Below are 16,311 nucleotides of genomic sequence, written 5' to 3' on the forward strand. Positions count from 1 at the left end.
CGGCCAGGCCCCCTCCCGGTCGTCAGTGCGCACTGGTCATGTCCGCCGCGTCCCGCACCCGGGTGACACAGGTGCGGCAGGACCGGTGAGAGGAAGCCCCACGGGGGAACGGTGAGCGGAGAGCACTCAACAGCAGGGGAAGGGTACGGCGGATGCACATCGACCTGACAGGCCGAACGGCGCTGGTCACCGGCTCCACGCAGGGCATCGGCGCGGCCATCGCGGCCGGGCTGGCCCGGTCCGGGGCCCGGGTGGCCGTCAACGGACGCGACGAGCGGCGGGTGGCGGAGAGCGTCGACCGTCTGCGCACGGAGGTCCCGGGAGCGGACGTCGTCCCGGCCGTCGCCGACGTCAGTACGGCGCAGGGCGCCGACCGGATCGCCGAGGCCGTGCCGGACGTCGACGTCCTGGTCAACAACCTGGGCATCTTCGGGTCCGCCGACCCCCTGGAGATCGACGACGCCGAGTGGCGACGCTACTTCGAGGTGAACGTCCTCGCGGCGGTGCGTCTGACCCGGATGTTCCTGCCGTCGATGATGTCGCGCGGCTGGGGCCGTGTGCAGTACATCGCCAGTGACTCGGCCGTGGTCATCCCGGCCGAGATGATCCACTACGGGATGTCCAAGACCTCGCTCCTCGCGGTGAGCCGGGGGTTCGCCAAGAAGGCCGCCGGTACGGGGGTCACGGTGAACTCGGTGATCGCGGGACCCACGCACACCGGTGGGGTGGAGGATTTCGTCTACGAGCTGGTCGACCGTTCCCTGCCCTGGGACGAGGCACAGCGCGCCTTCATGCGCGAGCACCGGCCGCAGTCCCTGCTGCAACGGCTGATCGAGCCGGAGGAGATCGCCCACATGGTGGTCTACCTGAGTTCGGACCAGGCGTCGGCCACGACGGGGGGTGCCGTGCGGGTGGACGGCGGTTATGTGGACGCGATCCTGCCGTGAGGCGACGGCCGACCGGCAGCGGAGACGCGGCCGTCCTCAAGGGCACTTCCGGTACGACTGCCTGACCACTGCCTGAGGTGCCGCAGCACCGCCGACACCCGCCGGTGCTGGCTGGAGGTGGCCTGGCCGAGGCCGAGCTTCACGAAGATGCCCGTCACATGGCGCTCCACGGCGGGCACCGTCACGAGGAGCTGACCCGCGATGCCGCTGTGGGAATGCCCCTCGGCCATCAGCGCCAGCACCTCCCGTTCCTCCGGGGTCAGCGTGGCCAGCGGATCCACCCTGCGCTTCCTGCCCACGAGGGTCGCGACGAGATCGCAACTTCCTGGAAGACCTTCCCGAACCGCCGGGCGGCGAGGAGGAGTCGACCAGCGGGCAGTCCTTCGTCCCGTCCTGGGCTGTCACCGGGCGTTGAGGGGAGGCACGAACCGCGTGGAGAAGGCCGCGGCCGATGCTCGTCGTGCCGTCTCCCGTTCGTGGAGCCGCAGGGGCACCATGGGCGCATGGAAGAGATCGACAGGGATGTCAGCGGCAGGGACCAACTCCTCGCGGCGGCCGTGCGGTTGCGCGAGGAGGGGCAGCACGAGCAGGCCCGGCAGCGGCTGCTCACGTTGGCCGCCGCGCATCCCGACGACCCTCAGGTGGCGTACCAGACCGCCTGGGCCCATGACGTGCTCGGCCTGGAGGCGGAAGCGGTTCCCTTCTACGAGCGCGGTCTCCACGGGCCCGGGCTGTCGGAGGAGGACCGTCGCGGTGCCTTCCTCGGCCTGGGCAGCACCTACCGTGTCCTCGGCCGGTACGAGGAAGCGGTCGGCGTTCTCCGGCAGGCCGTGGCCGAGTTCCCCGACGACGGTGCCCTGCGCACGTTCCTCGCCATGGCCCTGTTCCACACGGACGACCACCACGAGGCCATGCGCCTGCTGCTCAGCCTCCTCGCCAGCACGAGCGAGGACCCGCACATCCGCCGGTACCGACGCGCCATCGAGCACTACGCCCAGGATCTCCACGCCACCGTGTGAACCTTTCCGCCCCGCTCACCGACTGTCCGGGCAACATCCTGCGGAGAGAGTGAGGTGCGGTGGGCGGCGACGGGCGACGCGATGCGCTGCTGGTGGTGCGCTGCCAGCTCGGGGAGCGGGAGGCCTTCCGGGAGCTGGTCCAGGTCTGGCACGCGCCGCTGTGGCGTTACGTGCGGGGCATGGTCGGCTCGCGGCACCTCGCGGATGATCTCGTCCAGGAGGCGTGGGTGGCGGTGGTGCGCGGGCTGCCCCGGCTGCGGCAGCCGGAGCGGTTCGCCCCGTGGCTGTTCACCATCGCCCGGCGCACGGTCGCGGACCATCTGCGGCAGGAGTACCGGACGCCGCGGACGTCCGTGGCCGAGGCGGCTGCCGTCGTCGCGGACGACGCGCTGAGTGGCGTACTGACCACGATGGAGATCGAGTCCGGTCTCAGCGGACTGCCGCCATCGGAGCGCGAGGTGCTGATCCTGTTCCACTTGCAGGACCTGTCGCTGGCCGCCTGCGCGCAGATGCTCGGCGTACCGCCCGGCACGGTCAAGAGCAGGCTGCACCGCGCCCGCCGCATGCTGCGGGACGTCCTTGGCGAGCGGGGACACGGGACGGGACACGAGAGGGGACATGAGGCATGAGCGAGCGGTACGGCACACCCCCTCGGGGTGTCCCCGAGGAGCTGGAGCGCGCCCTGGCCGCCGAGGTCTCGCTGGGCTCCCGGATGCGTCAGGTGGCCGTGGGACTGGCGGGCGGGTGTGCGGCGGCGCTGATCGCGGTGCTGTGGGCCACCGAGCCGCGCCCGCTGCCCGTACGTACGCAGGTCGCGTTCGCCGGACTGATCGCCGTCGGGCTGGCCTGGGCGGTCCTCGCCGGGTGGGTGCTGAGCAGGCGGCGACCGCTGTTCGCCCGGGACCGGGTGCTGGGGGCACGGCTGGCGCTGGCCGCGAGCGTGGTGACCGGCGTGGCCGGGACGGCGCTGGCCGCGGCGCGTGGCACCGCGCCGGAGGCGCTGACCGTCGCCCTGGCCGGTGTCGCCCTCGTCGTCGCGGCCGGGCTCGCGCTGGCCCGGGCTCGGTCCCGGCAGCGTGGCCTCGCGAGGCTGCGGGACGCTCTGCGAGAGGGCGGTTCCTGAGGCTCCGCTCCGGTGCTGTGGAGCGGCGGGCGCCGGGTACTCGTCGTGCGCACCCACGTCGGCGTTCCGCGCCGATCCGCACCATGAGGAAGGACGTCCACCTCATGCAGCACGACGAGATGATCGGGAAGGTGCAGGCACTCGCGCAGTTGCCGGGCCGGGGACCCGCCGAGCGGGCGACCGAGGCCGTGCTGACCACGTTGGCCGAGCGGCTGCCGTCCGGGCTCGCCCACCACATGGCCGCGCAGCTGCCGCCGGGGCTGGCCGTCTCCGTCCTGCAGGCGACGGAGCCACAGGCCGAGCGGTTCGACCTCACCACGCTCGCCGGACGCGTCGCCGCCCGCGCCGGGACGAACGAGGACACGGCCGTGCGCGAGGCGACGGCCGTCTTCGAGGTCCTCGACGCGGCGCTCGCCCCGGAACTGATGGACCACGTGGCCGAGGCACTGCCCTCGGACATCCGCGAGCTGCTGCCGGTCGCACGGGCCGACGAGGGCCCTGAGTGACGCGCGGTCACCTTCCGCGGCGTACGTCGGCCCGCCGCCGGTGGTGGTGTCAGCCGCCGACGGGGGTGAACCGTACCGGCAGGGACCGTGGGCCTCGGGTGAACACGCCCCGCTCGACGGGGTCGAAGCCGTCGTCGAGCCGTAGGCCGGGCATGGCGTCGAGGAGTTGGCTGACGCCGGTCTCGACCTCGGCCTTGGCGAGCAGGGCGCCCACGCAGAAGTGGCGGCCGAGCGCGAAGGCCAGGTGGTCGGCGGCTGCCGAGAACGCGGTCGTCGTGGTGAGGTCGTCGCGGAAGATGTCGAAGCGGTCGGGGTCGCGGTAGCGGTCCCCGTCCCGGTTGGCGGCCCCGATCAGGCAGATGACGGTGACACCCTCGGGAACGGTGCCGCCGCTGAGCCGCACCTCGGCCGCGGACTGCCGCATGATCATGTGGACGGGTGGGGTGTAGCGCAGCGTCTCGGCGAGGGCGCGGGGGATGAGGGAGCGGTCCTCGCGGACGGCCGCGAGCTGGTCGGGCTGCACCAGCAGGTTCGCGAAGATGCTACCGATCGCCTTGTCGGTGGTCTCTCCCCCGGCGGCGAGCAGCAGGCTGCAGAACGCCCTGATGTCGTCGTCGCTCATCTTCACGCCGTCGACCTCGGCGGCGCACAGCGTCGACAGCAGGTCCGTGCCGAGGTTCTCCCGGCGCTCCCGGATGACCGGCAGCATGTACTCGGCGAACTCCACCCGGGTCCGCTTGCCCGCCGCGGTGACCTCGGGGTCGCCCGAGAGATTGGAGAGGAAGGCGATGACCGAGGTGTACCAGCGGTGGAAGCGGGCGTGGTCGGCCTTGTCGAGGCCCAGCATGTCCACGATCACGTTGATCGGGAAACGTGTCGCGTAGTCGGCGACCAGGTCCGCGGAGCCCGTGTGCCGGAACGCGTCGATGAGTTCGCGGGAGTTGCGCTCGATGACGGGCAGGAACTTCTCCTGGAGGTCGCCGCCACGGAAGGCGGGGGCGACGAGGGCCCGGCGCACGGCGTGCTCACGTCCGCTGAGCTGGAGGATCGTCCTGCCGTGCACCGGCGCGACCTGCCAGTCGTAGTTGTCGGTGGTGAACTCCCCGTTCCGGTCCTTGAAGACGCGCTCCACGTCCTCGTACCGCGAGACGACGTAGCTCTGCGTGGCCTCGTGCCAGAGGAGGGGAGCGCTGTCGCGCAGCACGCGGTAGGCCCGGTAGGGGTCCGCCGCGAACTCGGGCGAGAGGATGTCGGGGACCTGCTGCGCGGCAGTCATGGAATGCGCTCCCTGGAGTCCGTGACGAACGTCCCTCTTGCGGCTGTTGGCCACTCATCAGGCTATGGGGCGTTCGCCGGGCCCGGCAGAGGGGTTGGGGGCGTGGGGTGGCAGGTGCCGGTGCACGCGGGCGCGTCGCATGCCCACCTCGTACGCCAACTGCCACGCCCCCTCGTCGTTCAGTCCAGGTCGGACATGTCGAGTACGAAGCGGTAGCGGACGTCGTTGCGCCGCAGGCGGTCGAGGGCCTCGTTCACACGCGCCGAGGGGAGGAGTTCGATGTCGGCGGTGATGCCGTGCCGGGCGCAGAAGTCGAGCATGGCGGCGGTCGTGCGTCGGCCGCCGCTGCCCGCGGAGCTGAGCTTCTTGCGTCCTAGGAGCAGGTCGATGGTCTGTACGGTGACGGGGCCCAGGTGTCCGAGGTGGCTGAGCGTGCCGTCCATGGCGACCATGCGCAGGTACGGGCCGAGGTCGTGCGGGGCGGAGATGGTGTCGATGACGACGTCGAAACCGTCGCGGGCGTCGGCCAGTTGTTCCGGGTCGGTGGAGACGACGAGCCCGTGGGCGCCGAGGCGGCGGGCGTCGTCGGCCTTGTCCGGTGAGCGGCTGATGACCGACGTGTCGGCACCGAGCGCCACGGCGATCTTGACCGCGAGGTGGCCCAGGCCGCCGAGTCCCGCCACGGCGACGCGGGTGCCGGGACCCACGCCGAGGGCGTCCAGCGGTTCCCAGACGGTGATCCCGGCGCAGAGCAGCGGTGCGGCGGCGGCCGGGTCCAGTCCGGTGGGCAGGGGGTAGGCGAAGCGGTCGCGGACGACGTACTCGCGGGAGTAACCGCCGAGGGTGGTCGATCCGTCGTGCCGGTCGGTGCCGTTGTAGGTCAGGGTCGGGAAGGCGTGGCAGAAGTTCTCCTGACCGGCCCGGCACATGGCGCACGCGCCGCACGAGTCGACGATGTTGCCGACCGCGACCGGGTCGCCCACGGAGAAGCGGGTGACCGCGCGCCCGACCTCGGTCACCACTCCCGTGAACTCGTGCCCCGGAACCAGCGGCGCTGGGCCACCTTCGCCGACCTGGGCGCTGACGCCGACCCGGGCGCTGATGGCGTGCGCGTCGCTGTGGCAGACCCCGCAGTAGTCGACCCGGACCGCGAGATCGTCGGGGCGCAGCTCGCGCCGTGCCAGTGGTGTCCGCCGCAGGGTGGCGACGAGCCGTCCACCTGCCAGCCAACGGTGCTCCTCATGGACCTCTCCCCACAGACAGACTGTTCGGTCTATTAACGACCGTACACGCGTCCGGGCCAGAGGCAAACCAACTGTTCTGTCTGGTAGCGTCGGGGCATGGCCGATCAGCCCCTGACCTCGCGTGGAGCGGCGACGTACCAGCGCATCCTCGACGTGGCGACCCGGGAGTTCGCCGAGCACGGGATCGCCGGTGCGCGCGTCGAGCGGATCGTGGCCGCGGCCCACACGAACAAGGCGCAGCTCTACGCCTACTTCGGCAGCAAGGAAGGCCTCTTCGACGCCATCTTCTTCGCCTCGCTGGAACGCATCGTGAACGTCGTCCCGATCGACGCCACCGACCTCGCGGACTGGGCCGTACGCCTCTACGACGAGTATCTCCGCCGCCCCGAACTCATCCGCCTGGCCACCTGGGTACGCCTGGAGCGACGCCCGGCCGGTCACCTGGTCGAGGACCGCGACCGGCGGGACGACCCCAAGCTGCGCGCCATCGCCGAGGCCCAGGAGGCCGGTCTGGTGCGCCCCGGAGACCCGTTCGACCTGATGACCATGGTGATCGCCATGTCCATGGCCTGGTCACCGGTCAGCAATGTCTACGCGGCGACCGCACAGGAGCCTCCGGAACTGCACGAGCAGCGCCGGGCCCTGCTCCGCGAGAGCGTTCGCCGCGCCATGACGGCCGAGCAGACCTAGGCCTGCCCCCGGAGTGACGTCCGCGGCAACCTCGTCGGCGCCTTCACCCACACGGTTGACCTGTTGGGAGATCCCCTCTGCGGCCGGTGCCGGAGCACCATCCTGGCCGCATGTCCTGGCTATCGAGTCGTCTTCGTCAACGACGCCTGCGGACCGCCCTGTTCCTCGCCCTGGCGGTCATCAGCCTGGGGCTCGCCGCCGTCATGCTGCGGAACACCCTGGCGGACGGCGACTCGATGGCGAGCGTCGTGGGTCTCTTCGTCGGGCTCGCGGGCCTGGGGCTGTCGGTGGCCGACTTCCTGCGCGGGCAGGGGGCCGCCTCGCCCGATCCGGAAGGGCTCGCGGACGACCTCGCCGGAATCCTGCGGGAGCAGTGGCTCCTGGAGGCCGAGTCACGCAAGCTGCGCGACCCCCGTGTCCTGCCGCTGGTGTGGTCCGCGACCCGGCGCAACGTCAGTGACCACCTGGACGCGATCGTTCCCGCCGGTCGCGGCGGTCCCCCGCCGCCGCACCTGCCCGGCGCACGGGCCGGACAGCCGGGACGGGTCGTACGACTGCGACTCGACGGGCGGCTGGACGGGCAGTTCGACGAGGCCACCGCACGGCTCGCGGCCGGATACCGGGGAATCAGCAGCGGACGGCTGGTGGTGCTCGGTGAGCCCGGCGCCGGGAAGAGCGTGGTCGCGATGCTGCTCGCGCTCGGGCTGCTCGACGACTCCCACCGTGCACCCGGCGGGCGCGTACCGGTCCTGCTGTCGGTGTCCTCGTGGGACCCCATCTCCGAGTCCCTGGACCACTGGCTGCTGCGCACCCTGGCCGAGTCGTACTACGCGGACCGCATGGAGATCCCGCGCACCCTGCTCCTGCACGGACTCCTGCTGCCCGTCCTGGACGGGCTCGACGAGATCCCCGAGGCGGCCCGCCGCAGTGCCGTACGGGCCCTGAACCACGCCCTCGGGCAGGAGCGTCCCGTGGTCGTCACCTGCCGCTCGGTCGAGTACGAGGACCTGATCAAGGCGGGCTCCCCGGCGCTGCACCGCGCTCCCGTGGTGGAGATCGCGCCGGTGGATCCCGAGGACACCATCCGCTACCTGGCGGATGTGTCATGGCCCGCCGGTACCGACTGGGCCCCGGTCTACGAGCAGTTGCGCACCTGTCCGGACAGCCCGTCGGCCCTGGCCCTGTCCACACCCCTGATCATCTCCATGACCCGTACCGTCTACGAGCGGTGTGGCGGGTCGCCGGGCGAGCTGATCGACGAGAGCCGCTTCGGCAGCCGCCACGCGGTGGAGGACCACCTCATCGAACGGTTCGTCGACGCCGCCTACGAGCGGGAACTGCTGCCCTCGGGACGGCCCGCCGACGGTCCCGACGAGCGTCCCGGTCCCAGCGCGGCGAAGGCCCGGGAGTGGCTGACCTTCCTCGCGCTGTACCTGCACCAGCACCGCGAGCGTGATCTCGCCTGGTGGCTGATGAGCCAGCGGCTGCTGTCGGCGTGGGCCGCGCCCGGGGTGGGGCTGGGGTTCGGCGCCCTGCTCGCCGTCGTCACCGTCTTCGCCATGTCCCTGCTCGGGGATGACGCCAAGGTCGTCGTCGGTGCCGTACCCGGTGCCTGCTTCGCCGTCCTCACCATGCTCCTCTGGTACGCCACGGCGGGCCGCTCACCGGGCCGTCCCACCCTCACGCTGCGCGGCGCCGGGCCACGACTGCGCCGAGGGTTCACCACGGGGCTGTTCCTCACCTCCGTACCGGCCGCGTCGGTCATCGGGGTCATGGTGCTGGCCGCCCTCGCCGACGGATGGGGCCGGGAGGGAGCGGCCACCGTCCTCGACGTGGTGATGACCGCCCTGGCGCTCATCGTCGTCATCAGCTGTGGCATCGCCGCGCACGAGTGCCTCGACGCACCACCGGGACACGCCGCGCGGGCGGATCCCGTCACATCGCTCCAGGACGACCGCCGTTCGGCCCTGGGCGGTGCCCTTGCCACGGGGACGGTGGTCGGTCTGGGGGCCTTCCCCGCCCTCGTGGTCGGCCAGGCCCTGGCCAGGCTGCTCGACGCCGCGCTGCACGGCTGGTCCGGCGAGCCCTCGCTCCAGGACCGGTTGACCGCGCAGTTCCGGTCCGAGGCCGCCCGGCTCGGCTGCTATCGGGACGGCGAGTACGCCGTGGCACAGCTCCTGGCGGAGTGCTTCCTGCTCCCGGGTCTGGTCACCGCGTCGCTCATTCTGCTGTCCCGGGCATGGACACGGTTCCTGCTGCTGCGGTTGGTCGCCGCCGCACGGGGGCAGTTGCCCTGGCGGTTCATGGGTTTCCTCATCGACGCCCACCACAGGGGCGTCCTGCGGAAGTCCGGCGGCCGGTACCAGTTCCGGCACATCCGGCTCCAGGAGACCCTGGTGGCCCGGTCGCCCGGGGCGACCGTCCCGGCCTCTGGCGCACCCGCCCGTCGGCGGCCCTCCTTCAGGGCGCTGTGCATGGGCGCGGGAGCGGTGTTCACCGCTCTCACGGTGGTGCTCGCCGCGCAGGTCGCCTTTCCCGAGGACACCTCCACCAGAACGTTCGTCGCCGACTACGAGGTCGGCGTCCTCCAGTTCGACGGCGACACCCTCGTGGCGAGCGACGGAGAGCGTCTCGATCGCTGGGACGTGACGGACGGCCGGGAGAAGACCTCTGTCAGCGCGCCTCGCAACCGGCTGGTCAGTGTGAAAGAGCTTGTCGACGCGCCCGCTGCCCGGAAGAAGATCAAGGCGCTCTTTCAGAAGGAAAACGATGTGGAGTTCTGGGATGTCCGGACGGGCCAGTCCCTGGGCGACCGGTCCCTGCACGGTGACTGGGACGGGGACGAGGAGTGGGACGCGGACCTGGATCCGATTCCGTGGGTCGGAGAACGGCCACTGGTGTTGCTCAGCACCTGCGGCGACCCCCGCTATGTCTGGGATCTCGAAGGGCAGAGGGTCGTCGCGTCGGTCGCCCACCACCATGAGGTGCTTGGCTGCTCGAGCATGGACCTGTACGCGCTGAGCCCCGACCGAGGGGTTCTCGCCATCATCGACGATTCCGCGAACTGCGTCGCCGAGCCCTGGCGGACGGACACGGGAAGCCCCAGAAAGAAGATCAACGTATGCCGACGGGACTGGGACAGCCCCGAGTTCGCGGTCAGCAACGACGCCGCCCATATGGTGGCCACCGGGCACGGTGACGGCGTCATCCGGTTCTGGGACACCCGGAACGGCGAACTTCTGGACGTCCATACGGGGCACAGGAACGGGGGCATCATCCGCATGACGTTCAACGCCGACGGCTCGCTCCTCGCCACCCACGGAGTCGACGGCACAGTCCGCCTGTGGGAGACACCCCTCAGTTGATCGGTCGGTGTCAGCGTCCCAGCAGGTGCCGCCCCCGTGGAGTGAGGCGGTGCAGCACATGGGGGCCCGCGCGTTCGCTGGTGATGAGTCCGGCGTCGCGGAGGACGGTCAGGTGGCCGCTGACCGACGAGGGCGGGAGGGTGAGGCGTGCGGCCACGGCGCCGGTGGTGCGGGTGGTGGTGAGGGCCTCCAGTACGCGGGCGCGGTTCGGACCCAGCAGGCGCGCCAGCGCCACGTCACGCTGTGCGGGCGGGTCGTAGGAGTGGAGGGGATAGACCACGACCGGCGGCAGTCCGGGGTCGGCGATGGCCACGGGGGCGGTGTGGCAGAAGAAGGACGGGATCAGGCGCAGCCCGCGGCCCCGGGGGCGGATGACGCGGTCCACCGGGTACGGGGCACTGAGGACGGGGTCGTGCCAGACGAAGGGGGTGAAGGAGCTGAACACCGCTCCGATTCCGCCCTCGAGCGCCTCCATCCGCCGCGCGAGGTCGGCCGCGACGGTGGCCTCGGTCTCGCTCCAGTCGGGCATCAGCAGACGGCTGTGGAAGTGCCGTAGGGCGTTCGCGACGTCGTCGAGGAGGGCGCGGTCGCCGACGGCCAGGCGGCGTGTCCAGGCGGGGAGCGTGCGGTGGCGGGAGGCCTCACGCAGCTCGCGGGCCAGGCGGGCGCGCGGGGTCTCGCGCAGTGCGCGCAGGCCCGCGGACATGCCCTCCTCGGATTCGACGGGGGTGAGGAAGTCCGGCCAGTAGGCGGCGGCCGGGGCGAGGTCGTTCAGCAGTCGGCAGGTCCGGTGCAGGTCCTCGTGCGGGAGGCGACCGCGTGCGCGCCCGCGCCAGTGCCGCAGTCGGGCGGGCAGCTGGCCGGGCGGCGCGCTCAGCACGTGCAGGCCGAGGATGGACTCCCATATCGGGTCGGGCGAGCGCGCGAACTGCACATGGCGGAAGTCGGCGTCACTCAGGTGGATGCGCAGTGTCCCGGCCATGCCTGAGATGAAACAGCCGTCCAGCGCGCCACGGAAGGCCCTGCCGCCGAGATCCGCGCCACCGCGGCTGCCTGGGGTTTTCGGCTGGGGTGGAAAACCTCCCCAGTGCTGGTCATGGACACGTCCATACGATGGCTTGTCCCTCCCCCCACCCCCAAGGGAGTCCGCGCCCATGTCGTTGAGACGCACCCTGTCCGTCCTGCTCGCGGGCGTCGTCGGCCTCCTCGGCCTCGCCGCCGCGCCCGCCCACGCGGCACCGAACTTCAAGGCCCCCTATCCCTGCGGCCAGCAGTGGACCTACAGCCACCACTCGGCCGAGGTCCGCCTCGCCCTCGACTTCGTCCGCTCCGACGGCGGCTCGACCGCGGGCACACCCGTACTGGCGTCCGCCCCCGGCACGGGGTACCGCTACTACGAGTCCGGCGGAGCCGGGAACTACGTCGTCGTCGACCACGGTGGCGGCTGGAAGACGTACTACTTCCACCTCTCCGCCTTCTCGATCAGCCACGGCCAGGGCGTCTCGCAGGGCCAGCAGATCGGCACCACGGGTTCCACCGGCAACAGCTCCGGGGCACACATCCACTACGAGCAGCTCTACAACGGCGTCGGGCAGACGATCCGCATCAACGGCGTGTCCCTCGCGCCCTACCCCGGCTCGTACCACCAGAAGTACCTGACCAGCGACAACGGCTGCACCGGTCAGGGCGGCAAGTACTGGGTCGACACCTTCGCCAACGCTCCGGGCTACGCCTCCCCGACCAGCACCACGCAGACCGGCACGCTGTACGCGGGCACCAACTACGTCTTCTGCAAGGTCTGGGGCCGCGAGATCCGCGATGCCTCCGGCAACTACAACCACTGGTGGCTGCGCACCGACCTCGACGTGGGCCCGGCGGGCCAGTACGTCTCGGCGTACTACCTGTCGCGCTGGGGCAACGACGAGGCGCGTGACAACAACGGGACCGTCATCCCCAACTGCTGAGACACGTCCTCCCTGGTGCCTACGCCCGCCCGTCCGGGTGAGCGGCTCGCCCTCGCCGTGAGGGTGCCGCTCACCCGTGGGACGGATGCATGCGGGCGCTGCGTCATGCGCCCGTACCAACCACCGGTGTGGTGGCCATGCCCCATGCCGGGTTGAAGGGAGCAGCACCGATGCGTATACGACTGGCCGTGGGAGCGTTGGTGGTCGCGCTGTCCGGGATATCCGCGCCGCAGGCGTTCGCCGACGGAGGCGGCGTCGAGGACGAGATGTTGATGATGAAGGCCCGTCAGGCGAACCTCGCGGAGATCGCGGCGGGCAAGGACGCCCAGAAGAACGCCGCGAGCGACTGTGTGCGCAAGGCCGGGGCCGTGATGGCCCGGGACCACGCCAAACTGGGCAACGATCTGAAGGCGATGGCGGGCAAGCTGGGCGTGACCCTGCCGGGCGCCCCGGCACAGGAGCACACACGGGCGCTGACCGCCGTTCGCGCGAAGGCCGGGACCCCGGCGTACGACACGGAGTGGCTCAAGGGCCAGGACGCGGCGCTCCGCAGGACGCTGGCCCTGATCGACCTGGCGCTCCAGGCGGACGTGGCGCGGAGCACCGAGTTCGCCGCCACCGTGCGCGCCGTGCGCCCGATCGTCGAGATGCACCTGGACCTGGTGCGAGGCGGCACCTGCCACCCGGCCAGGGATGCCGGGACCATTCGAGCCGGTGAGGCCGGTCGCCTCTCCCCCACGGACAGCCCGTCGACCAGTGTGCGTGTCCTCACCATGGCCGGTGGTGGCCTGCTCGCCGCCGGTGGCATCGGCCTGCTGCTGCGTCATCGGCGCAGGGCCGACCAGCACTGAACCGTGATATCCCGTCGGCTGGCTGCCGTGCTCATGACCGCGTGCGGGCTGACCACGGTGGCCGCCGGATGGCTCGCCCAGGGCGCCCCGCCCCCCGTACCGGCAGACGTCGGCGACCTCCCGACCGGAGTGGCCACCACGCGCGGGGCGGCCACGTCACCGCCTGTGCGCGTCCGCGGGCCGGAGGGCTTTCGCGCCGCCGTGGTGCCGGTGGCCTCCCGCGCCGATGGTTCCCTGGCACTGCCGGACGACCTGCGGACGGGGGCCTGGTGGCCGCGGGGCGCCCCGGTGGGGGCGGCTCGTGGGACCCTGCTCGTCGCCGGACACGTCGACACCCACGGGGACGGCCTCGGTCCCTTCGCCGCGCTGCATGACATCGCCGTGGGCGCCCGCGTCCAAGTCACCGGTGCGGACGACGGAGTGCGCACCTACCGGGTCACCGCCCGGCGCACCTACCGACAGGAGCGCCTGCCCCGGGACCTCTTCACCGACGACGGCCCCCACCGGCTGGCCCTGGTCACCTGCGCCGGGCCGTACGACCGCACGACCGGCCGGTACCGGCGCAACCTCGTGCTGTACGCCACGCCGGACGCGGGCACCGGGAAGCGCCAGGTCATCGGCCCGGCCAGCGCAAGATCGTCCGCAGGTCCGATGCCGCCCGCCGGAGGCGCCAGCCATGATGCCGGTGACGACCGGCCGAAGGAGCGCATCATGTCGTACCCGGAAGACCTCCAGTACCCGGAGCCCCGCTACCACGGCGCCGAGGGCGTGGTGAACGCGAGCTTCCGCCCGGCGGACACCCCGCCGGAGATCTCCTCGCCCGGGGCCTCCACCCACTACCTCGCCACGCATGCTGCGACCGGGGGTGAATTCGGCCTGTACAAGGTGGAGTTGGGACCGCGCTCCGCCGGTGCCAAGACGCACTTCCACAAGACGATCTCGGAGTCCTTCTACGTCCTCTCCGGCGAACTGGAGCTGTACGACGGCGAGAAGTGGGTCACGGGCCGCGCCGGTGACTTCCTGTACGTCCCCGTCGGCGGCCTGCACGCGTTCAAGAACGTGACCGACGAGCCCATGTCGATGCTGCTGCTGTTCTCCCCCGGCGCCCCGCGCGAGGAGTACTTCGAGCGGGTCGGGGAGATGGCGCGGCGCGGGGCCGAGGAACTCAAGGAGTTCCGCGTGCGGCACGACAGCTACTTCCTGGAGGACTTCGAGCCCGGGTCCTGACGTCCCACGGAGCCGGGGATGTGGGAGACGACTACGACGCGGCCTCCTCCAGAAGCTCGGGGCCGTTGTTGCGGACGTTGTTGACGGCCATGGAGACGGGCCGGGCGTCGAGGTTGCCGTCGGCGGGCTGGGTGAGCAGGGCGCGCAGGTCGTCCGGGTCCTGGTGGTGGGGGTCGAGCCAGGCGCCGTAGTGGTCCGGCGTGAGGGCCAGCGGCATGCGCGGGTGGATGCGGCCCGCGGCGTCGGTGGCCTCCGTGGTGATGATGGTGCAGGTCATCAGCCAGGCGGCCGGGTCGTCGTCGCGCTTGACGCCGGGATCGTGCCAGTACTCGTAGAGGCCCGCCAGCGCCATGATCTGCCCGTCGGTGGTGTGGACGAAGTACGGCTGCTTGCGGGTCTTGCCGGAGGTGCGGTCCTTGACCTGCTCCCACTCGTAGAAGCCGTCGGCGGGCAGCAGGCAGCGGTGTCTGGCGAAGGCGCGTCTGAAGGCGGGCTTCTCGTGCACCGTCTCGACTCGGGCGTTGATCATCCGGGCGCCGACCCTGGGGTCCTTCGCCCAGGAGGGCACCAGGCCCCATCGCAGGGGCCGCAGCTCGCGGCGTACGGAGGCCTCGTCCGCCCCGCGCGGGGTGCGCTCGAGTACGGCGTACACGTCGTCGGTGGGGGCGACGTTCCAGCTCGGCGCGACGGTTTCCGTCGGTTGCCACTCGGTGACGTGAAAGAGCCGGGTGAGATCCTCGGGGCTGCGGGTGGAGACGTAACGGCCGCACATACCGACAGATTCTCATCCGCCCCACCGCGCCGCGAGCGACGGCGGACGCCGGTTGCGGGAGCGCGGAGAGGGGGACTCGGTCCGGGTGGCCGGGAGCGCCGGTTCCACCGACGGTCGCCGACCGGCTGTTGCACCGCTACGGCCGTACGCGAGGTGAACCATGAGACTGGCTTTCCTTGATCCACTCTTTGCCGTGACAGGTCCCGTCGCGGGCGTCTACCTGGACACCTCGCGTGACATCGACGATCCGGACCGGGCCGTGGAGCTGCGCTGGCGGCAGCTGCGCCGCGCGCTGGAGGCGGAGGGGGCCGACTCCGCGACGTTGGCGGCGCTGGAGGGCATGGTGGGTGCCGACCGGGAGGTGGACGGGCGGCACGGGCAGGCCCTGTTCGCCGCGGGCGGGGAGCCGGTCCTGGCGCGGGTGCTGCCCCGGCCGCCCGGTCGTGACACCGCCCGCTACGGCCGGACGCCCGACGCCATGCCGCTGGCCGTGCGGCACGCGCCCGACATCGCGTACCTGGCGGTGCTCATCGGTCGCGAGCGGCTTCCCGAGTCCGGCAGCCGTGAGCCCGCGGCGACCGCCTCGCCCGACGAGGAGGACACCGTCGTGGCCTACCTTCAGGCGGGCCGGTGGCCGATGAGCGCGGTCGCGCCGCGGCCGGTCGCCTCCTACGGCTTCCCCGTCGACCAGTGGCAGCGCGCCGCCGGACGGGTCACGGACGCGGCCGGGGAACTGGCCCGCGTCCACCACGCCGAGGTCGTCGTGGTGTGGGCGCAGCGGGACGACGCCTGGTCGCGGGGCGTGTTCGTCAACCGGCTGTCACCCGGGCTCAGGGACCGGCTCATCACCGTGGAGGGCGAGACGCTCCCCCACGCCGCACCGGGCCGGGCCCTGCTGGAGGAGCGGCTCGCGAGCCTCCTCGACGGGCGGCTCGGCGAACGGGACCGGGCCCAGGTCGACCGGTACCTGGCCCAGCGGGCGAGGGACGCGGAGGCCTCCGAGGGGCTGGCCGCCACCGTGGGGGCGGCGCAGCGGGGGCAGGTCCAGGCGCTCCTCGTCAACGAGGAGCACGGGCTCGCGGCGCGGCGGCTGTGGGCCGGGCCGGGACCGGGACAGCTGGCCCTGAGCAGGGAGGAGCTGGACGCGTTCGGTGTGCCGTCCGCCCACGAGGAGCCCGCCGACTCACTCCTCGTGCGGGCGGCCGTGGGCACGGGCGCGGAGCTGATCGTCGTACCGAGCGAGGAGGTGTCGTTGGCGGACGGCACCGGTGTGCTGCTGCGCTACGGCGCGGTCACGCCCTGAGGCTCAGGTCGGTTCCGGATGGCC

15 protein-coding genes and 2 pseudogenes are annotated in these 16,311 nt (G+C 71.9%); 12 read left to right on the forward strand and 5 right to left on the reverse strand.

From position 1 onward, the window contains the following. Window positions 1–152: 152 nt before the first annotated feature. A complete protein-coding gene (locus ACFVQG_RS28980; RefSeq protein ID WP_383388972.1) occupies window positions 153–947 on the forward strand; it encodes an SDR family NAD(P)-dependent oxidoreductase in 795 nt (264 codons plus the stop codon). On the opposite strand, the gene ACFVQG_RS28985 is transcribed toward ACFVQG_RS28980, so the two are convergent. Next, window positions 923–1,228: a response regulator transcription factor gene (locus tag ACFVQG_RS28985; RefSeq protein ID WP_383388973.1), complete on the reverse strand. Its 306-nt coding sequence runs from the start codon at window positions 1,226–1,228 to the stop codon at window positions 923–925. The two genes, ACFVQG_RS28980 and ACFVQG_RS28985, sit on opposite strands and share 25 nt — an antisense overlap. 222 nt (window positions 1,229–1,450) lie before the next feature. Here ACFVQG_RS28985 and ACFVQG_RS28990 point away from each other — a divergent pair, with 222 nt between their 5' ends. The 4 genes from ACFVQG_RS28990 to ACFVQG_RS29005 all read left to right on the forward strand — a co-directional run bounded on the left by ACFVQG_RS28990 (window position 1,451) and on the right by ACFVQG_RS29005 (window position 3,595). Continuing rightward, window positions 1,451–1,966, forward strand: a complete 516-nt coding sequence (locus tag ACFVQG_RS28990; protein ID WP_383388975.1) for a tetratricopeptide repeat protein — start codon at window positions 1,451–1,453, stop codon at window positions 1,964–1,966. Between the two features lie 59 nt (window positions 1,967–2,025). Continuing rightward, on the forward strand, window positions 2,026–2,595 hold the full coding sequence (locus ACFVQG_RS28995; RefSeq protein WP_383388976.1) for an RNA polymerase sigma factor: 570 nt from the start codon (window positions 2,026–2,028) through the stop codon (window positions 2,593–2,595). Next, the gene (locus ACFVQG_RS29000; RefSeq protein WP_383388978.1) at window positions 2,592–3,089 is read left to right on the forward strand and encodes a transmembrane transport protein; all 498 of its coding nucleotides are present in this window, start codon (window positions 2,592–2,594) and stop codon (window positions 3,087–3,089) included. The genes ACFVQG_RS28995 and ACFVQG_RS29000 overlap by 4 nt, the downstream gene beginning before the upstream one ends. Before the next feature lie 104 nt (window positions 3,090–3,193). Further along, window positions 3,194–3,595, forward strand: a complete 402-nt coding sequence (locus tag ACFVQG_RS29005) for a DUF2267 domain-containing protein (protein WP_383388980.1) — start codon at window positions 3,194–3,196, stop codon at window positions 3,593–3,595. A gap of 49 nt (window positions 3,596–3,644) precedes the next feature. Here ACFVQG_RS29005 and ACFVQG_RS29010 read toward each other — a convergent pair whose 3' ends face one another. Together ACFVQG_RS29010 and ACFVQG_RS29015 are read right to left on the reverse strand one after the other, a co-directional pair. Next, on the reverse strand, window positions 3,645–4,871 hold the full coding sequence (locus ACFVQG_RS29010; protein WP_383388981.1) for a cytochrome P450: 1,227 nt from the start codon (window positions 4,869–4,871) through the stop codon (window positions 3,645–3,647). Between the two features lie 179 nt (window positions 4,872–5,050). Next, window positions 5,051–6,114 (reverse strand): annotated as a pseudogene (locus tag ACFVQG_RS29015) (NAD(P)-dependent alcohol dehydrogenase). A 97-nt stretch (window positions 6,115–6,211) separates the two neighbouring features. On the opposite strand from ACFVQG_RS29015, the gene ACFVQG_RS29020 reads away from it, so the two are divergent. Continuing rightward, entirely contained in the window at window positions 6,212–6,805 is a 594-nt protein-coding gene (locus ACFVQG_RS29020; protein ID WP_383388983.1) for a TetR family transcriptional regulator, read from the forward strand. A 110-nt stretch (window positions 6,806–6,915) separates the two neighbouring features. Further along, window positions 6,916–10,170: a WD40 repeat domain-containing protein gene (locus ACFVQG_RS29025; RefSeq protein WP_383388984.1), complete on the forward strand. Its 3,255-nt coding sequence runs from the start codon at window positions 6,916–6,918 to the stop codon at window positions 10,168–10,170. A 10-nt stretch (window positions 10,171–10,180) separates the two neighbouring features. Here ACFVQG_RS29025 and ACFVQG_RS29030 read toward each other — a convergent pair whose 3' ends face one another. After that, window positions 10,181–11,152 (reverse strand): ArsR/SmtB family transcription factor, encoded by a 972-nt coding sequence (locus ACFVQG_RS29030; RefSeq protein WP_383388986.1) that lies wholly within the window; start codon window positions 11,150–11,152, stop codon window positions 10,181–10,183. Between the two features lie 172 nt (window positions 11,153–11,324). Between ACFVQG_RS29030 and ACFVQG_RS29035 the strand changes: the two genes are divergently transcribed. The 4 genes and pseudogenes from ACFVQG_RS29035 (at window position 11,325) to ACFVQG_RS29050 (ending at window position 14,212) form a co-directional block, all read left to right on the forward strand. Next, complete coding sequence (locus ACFVQG_RS29035; protein ID WP_383388988.1) at window positions 11,325–12,134, forward strand: M23 family metallopeptidase; 810 nt, start codon at window positions 11,325–11,327, stop codon at window positions 12,132–12,134. A 170-nt stretch (window positions 12,135–12,304) separates the two neighbouring features. Next, window positions 12,305–12,985, forward strand: coding sequence for a DUF4142 domain-containing protein (locus ACFVQG_RS29040; protein ID WP_383388990.1), 681 nt, complete (start codon window positions 12,305–12,307; stop codon window positions 12,983–12,985). Between the two features lie 33 nt (window positions 12,986–13,018). Further along, a pseudogene (locus ACFVQG_RS29045) lies at window positions 13,019–13,561 on the forward strand (class F sortase); the annotation flags it as partial. Between the two features lie 135 nt (window positions 13,562–13,696). Next, on the forward strand, window positions 13,697–14,212 hold the full coding sequence (locus ACFVQG_RS29050) for a cupin domain-containing protein (RefSeq protein WP_383389430.1): 516 nt from the start codon (window positions 13,697–13,699) through the stop codon (window positions 14,210–14,212). Between the two features lie 31 nt (window positions 14,213–14,243). On the opposite strand, the gene ACFVQG_RS29055 is transcribed toward ACFVQG_RS29050, so the two are convergent. Further along, window positions 14,244–14,984: an SOS response-associated peptidase gene (locus ACFVQG_RS29055; RefSeq protein WP_383388992.1), complete on the reverse strand. Its 741-nt coding sequence runs from the start codon at window positions 14,982–14,984 to the stop codon at window positions 14,244–14,246. A 193-nt stretch (window positions 14,985–15,177) separates the two neighbouring features. On the opposite strand from ACFVQG_RS29055, the gene ACFVQG_RS29060 reads away from it, so the two are divergent. After that, entirely contained in the window at window positions 15,178–16,287 is a 1,110-nt protein-coding gene (locus tag ACFVQG_RS29060; protein WP_383388993.1) for a hypothetical protein, read from the forward strand. Window positions 16,288–16,311: the final 24 nt, after the last annotated feature.

It is taken from the genome of Streptomyces sp. NPDC057877, assembly GCF_042796855.1.
Taxonomy (GTDB): domain Bacteria; phylum Actinomycetota; class Actinomycetes; order Streptomycetales; family Streptomycetaceae; genus Streptomyces.